Origin of the sequence: Pseudomonas capeferrum (genome assembly GCF_013523055.1) — a bacterium.
GTDB lineage: Bacteria > Pseudomonadota > Gammaproteobacteria > Pseudomonadales > Pseudomonadaceae > Aquipseudomonas > Aquipseudomonas capeferrum_A.
In genome coordinates this window covers 179,503-189,328 of the sequence record NZ_JAAMQM010000013.1, presented here as the reverse complement: position 1 = coordinate 189,328, position 9,826 = coordinate 179,503, and the positions used below count along the sequence as shown (strand labels likewise).

General features: G+C 61.4%; 9 protein-coding genes. 6 read left to right on the top strand and 3 right to left on the bottom strand.

Features of this window, described 5'->3' with window-relative positions:
- Together G7009_RS16455 and G7009_RS16450 are read right to left on the bottom strand one after the other, a co-directional pair.
- Positions 1-385, bottom strand: a 385-nt coding sequence (locus G7009_RS16455; RefSeq protein ID WP_181131109.1) for a phytanoyl-CoA dioxygenase family protein, incomplete at its 3' end; no start/stop codon positions are given.
- 67 nt (positions 386-452) lie between these two features.
- Entirely contained in the window at positions 453-1,439 is a 987-nt protein-coding gene (locus tag G7009_RS16450; RefSeq protein ID WP_181131108.1) for an aminotransferase class IV, read from the bottom strand.
- 165 nt (positions 1,440-1,604) lie between these two features.
- On the opposite strand from G7009_RS16450, the gene G7009_RS16445 reads away from it, so the two are divergent.
- From G7009_RS16445 to G7009_RS16435, 3 genes are all read left to right on the top strand, one after another.
- The gene (locus G7009_RS16445) at positions 1,605-2,594 is read left to right on the top strand and encodes an NAD(P)-dependent oxidoreductase (RefSeq protein WP_308813331.1); all 990 of its coding nucleotides are present in this window, start codon (positions 1,605-1,607) and stop codon (positions 2,592-2,594) included.
- Positions 2,595-2,840: 246 nt separating this feature from the next.
- Positions 2,841-3,314, top strand: a complete 474-nt coding sequence (locus G7009_RS16440; protein WP_181131106.1) for a hypothetical protein — start codon at positions 2,841-2,843, stop codon at positions 3,312-3,314.
- A gap of 320 nt (positions 3,315-3,634) precedes the next feature.
- Positions 3,635-5,110, top strand: coding sequence for a cytosine permease (locus tag G7009_RS16435; protein ID WP_181131105.1), 1,476 nt, complete (start codon positions 3,635-3,637; stop codon positions 5,108-5,110).
- 331 nt (positions 5,111-5,441) lie between these two features.
- Here the strand turns inward: G7009_RS16435 and G7009_RS16430 are convergent, their stop codons facing one another.
- Positions 5,442-6,521 carry a helix-turn-helix domain-containing protein gene (locus G7009_RS16430; protein WP_181131104.1) on the bottom strand — a complete coding sequence of 360 codons (1,080 nt, stop codon included), beginning with the start codon at positions 6,519-6,521 and terminating at the stop codon, positions 5,442-5,444.
- A gap of 434 nt (positions 6,522-6,955) precedes the next feature.
- Here G7009_RS16430 and G7009_RS16425 point away from each other — a divergent pair, with 434 nt between their 5' ends.
- The 3 genes from G7009_RS16425 to G7009_RS16415 all read left to right on the top strand — a co-directional run bounded on the left by G7009_RS16425 (position 6,956) and on the right by G7009_RS16415 (position 9,819).
- Positions 6,956-7,492 (top strand): TetR/AcrR family transcriptional regulator, encoded by a 537-nt coding sequence (locus G7009_RS16425; RefSeq protein WP_181131103.1) that lies wholly within the window; start codon positions 6,956-6,958, stop codon positions 7,490-7,492.
- Positions 7,493-7,593: 101 nt separating this feature from the next.
- A complete protein-coding gene (locus tag G7009_RS16420) occupies positions 7,594-8,622 on the top strand; it encodes an AraC family transcriptional regulator (protein ID WP_181131102.1) in 1,029 nt (342 codons plus the stop codon).
- Between the two features lie 297 nt (positions 8,623-8,919).
- The gene (locus tag G7009_RS16415; protein WP_181131101.1) at positions 8,920-9,819 is read left to right on the top strand and encodes a phytanoyl-CoA dioxygenase family protein; all 900 of its coding nucleotides are present in this window, start codon (positions 8,920-8,922) and stop codon (positions 9,817-9,819) included.
- Positions 9,820-9,826 lie beyond the last annotated feature (7 nt).

Below are 9,826 nucleotides of genomic sequence, written 5' to 3'. Positions count from 1 at the left end.
GCAGCGGTTGGGCCTTGTTGCCCGGGCCGATCTCGATGACCTGAGCGGTGCCCATCCAGTAGGTGTCGCACCAGGGGCTGAGAATGGCGTGGGCCAGTTGGTGGACCTTGTCGTGGTCGATGATTTCTTCGCGGAAGGTCTTGCTGTGGGTCACCAGGTTGGTCAGGCGCTTGGTATTGGCCCCATGAAAATCCTGGGCGCCTTCGTTGCTCTTGGACGAGCCCGCGGGAATCTTGTCCAGCTCAGGTTGTATTTCTGTATTGAAACGCGCCACCTGGTCGGCGGTGAGCATGCCTTTGATGATGACCCCGGCATCCTCTTTGAGGATTTTCAGAACTTCTTCTTTCGGGGTGTCGAGGGTAATTTTCTTGAATGCGCTGGCCATAAAATACCTTCCGGGGCAGAGAGACGCAGGAGGAGGGGGCTAGCCGCGTCAGCCCCCAGTTGGCTGTTTAAACGCTAGCCGGTGAGCTGTAGTCGACGGCGGTGCCGAGCCAGCCATCCCAGCGCTGGGTCCAGTACTGGTTGTGCAGCTGGGTGGTCAGCGCACCCGGGCCGGGCTTGCCGCCCAGCACGCGGTCATCCACGCTGTTGACCGGCATGATGCCGCCAGCGGTGGAGGTCAGGAACGCCTCGTCGGCGTTGAGCAGTTGCTCCACGTGCACGCGCTCCACGTGCAACGGCAGGCCAAGCTGGGCGGCCAGTTCCAGGGTGGTTTTGCGGGTGATACCTTCCAGGCAACCGGAATCAGGGGTGTACAGTGCACCGTCCTTGATCAGGAAAATATTCGAGCCCGGGGCCTCGGTCAGGTAGCCGTCGGCGTCACACAGCACCGACCATTCCTTGTCGGCGGCCTTTGCTTCGAAGAGGGCCAGCTTGAGATCCATCCAGTGGAAGTTCTTGGCGGTGGGATCAACGGCCTTGGGCGGGATGCGGATAAATTGCTTACTGACCATCAGGTCAATGCCGCGGGCGCGCTGCTCGTCATTGGCGATGAACACGTAGGGCACCACGAACGCGTAGAAGCGGTTTTCGTAAGCCTTGGGGTTGATGCGCTCGCCGCCGTCGGGCATGAAGCCACGGGTCACTGCCCACCACACATAGGCTTCCTTGGCACCGGCCTGCTTGATCAGGTTGGTGAGGATCTCGGTGGTCTGCGCCTTGGTGTAGGGGTTGGTCAGCTGAAACTTGGCGCAGGCGCTTTCGAAGCGCTCCAGGTGGTCTTCCAGGCGAAACAGGTAGCCCTTGCTGACGCTGACCACGTCGTAGCAGGCGTCGGCCTGGGTGAAGCCCAGGTCAGCCATGGGAATGGCCGCGTTGTCCAGGTCCACGTAGGTGCCGTTGATGAAGGCCGAGCCGTGATTGTATTTAGGATCAAAGGGCAGCCGCACGTGGGCGGGGTCGTTCAGCATGGTGTGTTCTGCCAGGATAATGCTCATGGTTCGCTCTCTCTCTTCCAAGGGATGGAGATACGGGCCGGGGCCCGCCTGGTTATTGCTGTTGGCCTCATGGTAGGGCTGGGGTGGCGGCCCCCAACAGGTGAGCAGGGGCCAAGTTTCGGCGGCAATGCGGCCACGGCGGGTAGATCCGGGCCGCTGTCCTGAATGGCCGACTTTCTTGGCCGCCGCTCACCTTTTTTGCCGGGTGTGGGATGCCTACAGTCTTCGTGCCGTGCGGTGGACGCCGCGCATCTTTTCCAGCAAAGAGGAATGGGCATGAAGGGTTCAAAGGTAACGTTCATCGGTCTGGGCCAAATGGGGGCAGCCCTGGTGCCGCCGTTTATCAACGCAGGTCACCAGGTCACGGTGTGGAACCGTTCGCCAGCCAAGGCCGAGCCGCTGGCCGCCCTGGGCGCCATCGCCGCGCCAAGCTTCGAGGCGGCGATCAGCGCATCGGAACTGATCATTGTCTGCCTGGCCGACTACGCCACCAGTAACGCCTTGTTCCACCAGGGCAGTGTCAGCGCCCTGCTCAAAGGCAAGACCGTGGTGCAATTCACCACCGGCGACGGCAAGGAGGCCGAGCAGGGTGCCCAGTGGGCCGCCGAGATTGGCGTCGACTACCTGGACGGAGCGATCATGGATTACCCGACCAAGGTCGGCGGGCCTGAGTGCATGTTGCTGGTGTCCGGGAGTGCGGCGGTGTGGGAGCGTCATGAGGCAGCACTGACACTGCTGGGCGGGCGCATGACTTATGTTGGAGCGAAGGCGTCGTCGGCCAACCTGCTCGACGGCAGTCTGCTGACGATGTACTACGGCAATACCTTCGCGCTGATGCAAAGTGCGTCGATGCTGGCGGCCGAGCAGGTGGACATCAAGGATTTCCGCATCGCCCTGAGTGCCTTCAAACCGGTGATCGAAAGCACCTGGAAACGCAGTATCGAGGCCATCGACGCCCAGGACTATTCGGGCAATGAAGCGTCGATTCACGTGCACATGCTGGGCGTGCAATCCCTGCTCAAGCGTGCCAGGAGCACTGGGGTTGATTCGCGCCTGCTGGAGCTGTTCGCTGACTATGTGGCCACCACCGCCGCCCGCGGCCATGAGGCGGACGAGCTGCCGGCCGTGTACGAAGTGTTCCGTCGCCTCGACTGAGCGACCACTCGACGACAGGGTGACAGAGGGAGGGCAATATCCCGCAAAGTGTCCCCTGCACACCTGTTTGCCGATGGTGGCCGGCGCCTATCGAAGTGTCCGATGGAAGCGGATGACCGGGCTCGAAAGGGCCCAACCTGCCGGGACGCCGCAGCGCTTATAACAACGACTTTCCAGAATTCCTGCCCTCTACCGTGTTTCATCGGCAATAAGGCCATCGGTATCACCGGCTACATGATCGGCCTGATGATGACCCCTGGTACCGATGTCCTGCTCAGAAAGGGCCCGGCCATGGTCGCGATGCTGACGCGCTACACCTCGCCGGCGGTGCTGATCATTGCAGCCGTACTGCTTTACCTGGTGACCCGCGAAACCAGCTTTTCGGCTCTATGGCACCCCAATGTCGACGCGAAGCTGGCCTACACCACCGACCCGTTGTTGCAACTGGTCTATGGAGTAGAGTTCGGCGCCTCCAATGCTCTGACCATCGTCCCATTCTTCGGTGGCATCGCCTGGCTGATCCGCAAGTGCAAGCACTTGATCACCCCGTGCCTCCTGGACGCGGGAATCGTGGGCGTAGGCTTCACTACCGCCGTGGGCGCGCCGGCGGCCGTGGCCACCGGGTGCATCGTGGCGTATTACGCGGCCATGCGCCTGGTGATCGCGACGAGCGAGAAGGGGGGTATCGCAACCTTGCCCAGTGGAGGGCGAAGAAGGTGACGGTCGGCCTGTAGGAATGCCCCGTGGCAGCAACTGCCTTGGCGTGGGAGCAACTGTCTTTTTTATGGGAGCGGACTCTGCCCGCGAAAAAGAGCATCGCGGTCCGTCAGGCGCATCGGGTGTAGTGTTGGCGGGTAGAACCCGCTCCCACAGGGCGGCCACTGTTACAGGGTTGGTTTCGGACGAAGGCCCCGGCTTGCTGCCGGGGCTTTTTCGTTTGTGTGCGATCACCGGTAATTTGGCCGCGCCGCACCTGTTGGGCGCTAGCTGCCTCCGCATAATTCGAGCCTGTGTTGTGAATGCTTCAGCAGGGGAATTCCATGAGCAAGTCGGGTGCGGATGTGAGCAGTGCAATGTCGCGAGAGTCCCTGGCCGGGCGGTTGCCCGTGCAGGGGACTGACCGGCTCTACAGTAATTTCGGATCGCTGTTGGCCGCCTGCATGGCCATCGGTGCGGCCAGCTTCAACTACCTGTTCGGGGCCTCGATCGCCTTTATCGGTAATACCTCCATCGGTATTGCCGGTTACCTGATCGGCCTGATCGTCGGGCTGGTGCCTACCTACCTGGCGGCCGGGATGATCTGTTATCGCCATGGCGTGGATCCGGTCGACGCGGCGAAAAGCTCCATGGGTACCCGTGGCTCGGCGTTGCTGTTGGCGCTGATTTTGGTCTCCACCCTGGGCTGGTCGTTCGTGCTGATTGCCATGACCGGCCAGGCTGCCGGGCGCCTGCAGCAGATACTGTTCAACCCCGGCGGCGAGATCGACAACGGCTTTGTCGCCTTGGTCTCTATGCTGATGCTGGCACTGGTTTGGATTCTGCTGCGCAAGGGCCCGGCCATGGTAGCCCTGCTCACCCGATACACCTCACCCGCCGTATTGGTGATCGCCTGTGTATTGCTGTACCTGATCACCCGCGACACCGGCCTGAGTGCGTTGCTGCACACCAATGTCGATGCGAAGCTCGCCTACAGCCATGACCCCCTGCAGCAACTGGCCTATGGCGTGGAGTTCGGTGCCTCCAACGCCTTGACCAGCGTGCCGTTCTTCGGCGGCATTGCGCGGCTGATTCGCAGGCGCAAGCACGTCATCACGCCGTCGTTGCTGGGAGCGGGATTGATCGGTGCCGGGTTTACCACGGCGGTGGGCGCCCTGGCCGCCGTGGCCACCGGTTCCACCGAGCCTGCCGAGTGGGTGGTCAAGACCGCCGGCAACGGCCTGGGCACGGTGATCGTGTCGCTGCTGCTGCTGGCCAACCTGGGTACGCTGATCAGCTTCTTCTACTTCGCCGGGGTCTCGGTGCAGCAGGTCCGCTTCTTCGCCCGCATGCGCTGGGATATGATCATCCTGGTGCTACTGTTGCCAGGTTTGGTGGTGGCCTTCAATACCCAATGGCTGATTGCCCATGTGATGAACTGGTTGGCCTACAACAGCGCCATCTTCGCTGGGATGGCAGCGGTGATGCTGACGGATTACCTGTTGCTGCGCCGGCAGACCGTGGTGCCTTCGCACCTGTTCGTCAAGAACTCCAGCGGTGCCTACTGGTATTGGGGCGGAGTGAACTGGGTGGCCATGGGTACCATTGTGTTTGGCGCTGCGGTGTACCTCACCCTATTTGACCCGCTGACCCTGGCGGTTGGCGCCTCGTTCCGCTACGTGGGGGCGACCATGCCGACCTTGGCGGCATGCGTGCTGGCGTACTACCTGGCCATGCGCCTGGTAATGGTGGTGAGCGAGAGGGGTGGCTACCGCAATGTGGCCCAGTTGGCTGCGAAGAAGGTCACGGTAGGGCTGTAAGTGACCGGTAGCCGCTGCCGCAGGCTCCGCTGGCGGCAACGGCTACGGGCAAGAAAAAGGCGTCCTCTTGGGATAATGCCAGTCAGTTAAGGGAAGTCGTCGATTCAAATGCCGGCGCTCAGCCTTCGGCTCGAATTTCTTCAGAGAAGCTGATGGCCTATCGCGGGACAAGCCCGCTCGCCACCAGTATGCGCTGTAGCGAAGATATATGCCTGGTGGCGAGCGGGCTTGTCCCGCGATAGGCCATCAGCCTCTCTGAAATTAGAAAGCCGAACATTTTCTTAACTGACTGGCATTATCCTCTTGGGACGCCTTTTTTGTTGAAGGAACCTCAGGCTTGCGACGGGCTCGCAAAACGGGTCGTATCCGCCGCTCCTGGCAACGTGTGCAACGCCGGCATCACCCAGTCACTGTCACGGTACTGCGCCCGGAATGCCCGCGGTGCGGTGCCGGTCCAGCGTTTGAATGCATGGCGAAAGTTGGCCGCGTCGCTGTAGCTGAGCTTTTCCGAAATGGCCTCGGTGGTCAGCGGCGTATCCAGCAGGTAACGGATCGCGAGCTTCTTTCGCACCTCTTCCAGGATTTGGTTGTAGGAGCTGTCAGTGGTCTCCAGCTTGCGGCGCAAGGTGCGCGGTGACAGGTGCAGGCGGGCGGCCACTTCGGTTAGCGTTGGAATGCGCTCCGGGGTGGCCAGCAGCATTTTCTGTACTTGGAAGCACAGGTCGTAGCGCTGGCTGAGTTCGTTCATCTGGTCCAGGCATACCGCCTTGCAGGACTGATGGGTGATGGCATGGGACTGCGGCAGCGGCTGATCGACAAACACGCTGGGAAAGGTAATACGGTTTTCGCTGCTGTTGAGATAGGCGGGCGCTCCAAGGGTGCGCGAAATGGCCTGTGCGTCATCGGCGCTGCCCGCCAGGTTCAGGTTGACCTGGGTGGCATTGAAGCCGTGCCCCAGGATATCGCCCAGCAGCGTCAGGATCTTGGCTGACTCCAATAGCGTCGAGTAATGCCTGCCCGCCCCGAGCAGGGGAAAGGACTCTGCCAGCAGAATGTGTGCTGACTCACCGTCAACCGCAAGGTGCAGGCGGTGCTTGAGGTTCATCAGCACTGCGAACTGGTTGGCCACTTCCAGGGCGCCACGCAGGGTCGCGCTGCTCAGCAGGGCCAACCCCACCATGCCGTACGCCGTCAGGTGCATGCCCTGCCCAACACGCAGGGCCAGCAGCGGATCGGCATGCTGCTGGCAGGCGCTAGTTAGGGTTTCCAGCCACTGGGCCAGGGAAAGGCGAGTGAAGGGCGTTTCAGGCACGGCGTCCGGGGCAGCATATCGAGCATGCAGCGCTTGCCACTCGGCGGTGGAGAACACCTTGTCTTGCGCGGTTATGGGTGATGCGTCTACAGATACCATCTCACGGCCCTCATCGGCTTGCCACACGCAACTCCAGCGCCAGGCTGGAAATATACGGTTTCACTCGGTTATGGCAGGCCGGGGGGCGAAAGCAGGGGGGGGGTACCGCGCAAGCATGGCGATGATTCGCTCTTGTGGCTTGGCGCCTTGATTTGATTAAAGGTCGCACGACCTATAAGATACGGTCATGCGACCTAAGTCAAGGATCTTCGTGACAATACCGTGGCAGTTGCGGCAGGTCGGGCCGCAGTGGGCGTACCAGGATTGCGTGGTGGCGCAGCTCACAGGCATGCTGCAAACAGGAAATACTCGCTTTGGAGCATTGTGCGATGTTTAGTGGTTCCTCACGGGCCGAGTTGCTTTTCGAGAGGACAGCAAGCCCCCGTGAAAAGAAACGTGTCCAACGCATCGAAGAGATTATCGAGACGGCCGCCATGCTGTTCGTACGCGATGGCTACGCGCAATTTTCAGCGCGCCGCGTGGCCGGCGAGATGGGCATCAGCCTGAGCAACCTGCAGCACTACTGTGGCACCACGGAAAACCTGCTGCTGGCCATGATCCGGGCGAAGATCGAGGTGTTCGTCACCCAGTTCGTCGAGATTGCCGAAGACACGGCGATGACGCCCGAGCAACGGTTGATCGAAGTGATCTCCCAGGACATGACCGCGACGCTCGACCCCTGGATCGCATCGTTTTCATTCCAGAGCTGGGCCTTGGCTGAACATGACAAAGCCATCGGTGACCATCTCAAGACCATCTACGGCGAATTCTGCCGGGCGCTGGCCAACCTGATCCGCGAGGTCAACCCGCAGTTGCCGGTGCCGCGCTCGGAGATCTTCGCCACGCTTATCGCGTCGCAAATAGAAGGTCTGCTGTTCTACAACAAGCAAGTCGGCGCCCTGGAGCAACAGTGGGAAGAAACCCTGGCGACCATGCTGCAGATGTGGCTGACCATGATCCGTGCTGGCTAAGCGGCCACCCCGCCTGCGTTTTTAGGTCATTGCTCACCTGTTGGGGTGGCTCGGCAGGGCTTTAAGCTCTGTGGCGAACCCATCGAGTGGACGAGTGACCCATGCCGACGCTTTGTGATGACATCGACCGACTGGCCACCTTGCACTTCATTGCACTGGTCGACGCCTATACCAGCGGGTTGGGGCATGGCACCGCCAGCCTGCTGGCGGGTACCGAGGTCCTGCCTCAGGATCTGGAAGATCCCGACAAGCTGATTACTCCAGCCGAAGAGTTGATGATCCTGCGCAACGCCTTGCGCCTGACCGGCGCCAGGCATCTGGGGCTGGAATTGGGCAGCCGCTGCCGCCTGGCCGCCTATGGCATCTTCGGATTCACCTTGCTCTCGAGCAGCGATTTGCGCGCCGCGCTGGCCTTGTTTTTTGACTACCCGCTGCCATTGGGTACTGGTTTCAGCCTGGGCCTGGAGCAGGAGCAGGGTGTGGCGTCGTTGACCGTCAGCGCCAATTTCGCCATGGAGGACAAGCTGCACCGGCTGGCGATCGAGTTTTGCCTGACGGCCTTGCAGAGTGTCATCGCCGATTTGCTGTATCGGCCCTTGCCGGTGTTGGGGGTCAACTTCAACGCTATCGATCAGCCGGTGGCCAGGTCGTATGAAGCGCATTTCAGTTGCCCCGTCCGGTTCGATCCCTCAAAGCCCAACAGCCTGTCATTCGATGCACGCTGGCTGGACTATCCGCTGCCATGCGCCCATGCCGTTTCCCACCGGGAAATGAAGGCGCGCTGTTCCACCTTGCAGTCGCGGCTGGAAAGCCCGCGGGACTTTCTCGCCAACGTGCGCTCGGCCATCTGCGCGCGGTTCGACACCTCGCCCTCGCTGACCAACATTGCGGCCTCCATGGCCTGCTCCAGCAAGACCTTGCAGCGCCACCTGCGTGCCGCCGGTACCAGCTTTCATGAATTGCTGGGCGAGGCGCGGTACCAGCGCGCCCAGGAATTGCTGTTGCGCCAGGTGCCGATCACGCGGGTGGCCCAGGATTTGGGGTTCAGCGAGCCGGCAGCCTTCCGCCGGGCGTTCCAACGCTGGAGCGGTTGCACGCCGTCGCAATACCGCTCCCAGGTCCGTCATTGACCCGGGGTTACGCAAATCCGTTCCTCAACGGCTCGCTCGCAAGCCAGACAATCCTGTAGCAGCTGCCGAAGGCTGCGGTCACGGCGAAGTCAGCGCGCTGTACAGCATGGCCCTGCCCGGCGACGCCGCGAAGCGAATATGCGGCGACAGCAATCGCTCCAGCCTGTTCGAAACCAGCGTCACCTGGAGTTTCCGACCCTGGCCGCTGCTCCCCGCTTTTTTGGCTGGCACGCACCTGTGAGCCCCCGGGGGGTAGCTCTATATTTTCACCAGACCTCTTATACAAGGAACCAGACCATGTCCAAGCCTTCCCTTGTTACGCTGCCGCGCAGCGCCTCCGTTGAACAGGTGGTGGAAATCATCGAGCGCGACGGTGGTGTAATCATCGCTGATTTTCTGGACACCGAGGTGTTCAAGGAACTCAAGCAGGAAGTCGACGCGGCCCTGGATACCTCGATCTTCGGTCACGAGAATTTCTTCGTTGGCACTTCCACCCGCCGCGCCAGCCGACTGTTCGCGCGCTGCAAGCGCATGGTGGACGTGGTCATGCAGCCGCTGTACCTGGGCGCCGCGCGCCAGATCCTGCAAAAGCCGATTTCGGTCTGGTTTGGACAGGAGCGCACCACGGTAACCCCGCAGATTCAGATCGGCATGACCCAGGCCATTCAGATTCATCCAGGCCAAGGCAAACAGCCGCTGCACCGCGATGACACCAGTTTCCTCTGGCGTCACCCTAATTATGGTCGTGAAGCGCGGTTGCAGATCATGCTGGCGATGACCGAATTCACCGAAGCCAACGGCGCCACCAAGGTGATTCCAGGCAGCCACAAATGGGATGACGAGCGTTGCCCCCAGCCGGAAGAAACCGTGGATGCGGAAATGGCCCAGGGTTCGGCGTTGCTGTTTATCGGCTCCACCTACCATGGCGGTGGCACCAACTCCAGCGACAAGCCTCGTACTGGCCTGACCATGGGCCTCGACCTGGGTTGCGTGCGTCAGGAAGAGAATCAGTACCTGTCAGTACCTTTCGACACCCTCAAGGCCCTGCCTGAGGAAGTGCAGCGCCTGCTGGGCTGGGATGCCGGCGAGAACTTCATGGGCTGGGTGGAGCATGGCGGCAAGATGGTCAGCCCGCATGTGCACCTGCAGGCAGATGATGTGCTCGAATCGCTGGGGTTGCTGAAAGCGGCTCCCTGAATCGTTT

What these genes read in the sequence shown, in the direction of transcription:
- G7009_RS16450 (WP_181131108.1), bottom strand. Translation starts at nt 1,439, where the DNA reads ATGAGCATTATCCTGGCAGAACACACCATGCTGAACGACCCCGCCCAC.
- G7009_RS16445 (WP_308813331.1), top strand. Translation starts at nt 1,605, where the DNA reads ATGGCCGACTTTCTTGGCCGCCGCTCACCTTTTTTGCCGGGTGTGGGA.
- G7009_RS16440 (WP_181131106.1), top strand. Translation starts at nt 2,841, where the DNA reads ATGATGACCCCTGGTACCGATGTCCTGCTCAGAAAGGGCCCGGCCATG.
- G7009_RS16435 (WP_181131105.1), top strand. Translation starts at nt 3,635, where the DNA reads ATGAGCAAGTCGGGTGCGGATGTGAGCAGTGCAATGTCGCGAGAGTCC.
- G7009_RS16430 (WP_181131104.1), bottom strand. Translation starts at nt 6,521, where the DNA reads ATGGTATCTGTAGACGCATCACCCATAACCGCGCAAGACAAGGTGTTC.
- G7009_RS16425 (WP_181131103.1), top strand. Translation starts at nt 6,956, where the DNA reads ATGCTGTTCGTACGCGATGGCTACGCGCAATTTTCAGCGCGCCGCGTG.
- G7009_RS16420 (WP_181131102.1), top strand. Translation starts at nt 7,594, where the DNA reads ATGCCGACGCTTTGTGATGACATCGACCGACTGGCCACCTTGCACTTC.
- G7009_RS16415 (WP_181131101.1), top strand. Translation starts at nt 8,920, where the DNA reads ATGTCCAAGCCTTCCCTTGTTACGCTGCCGCGCAGCGCCTCCGTTGAA.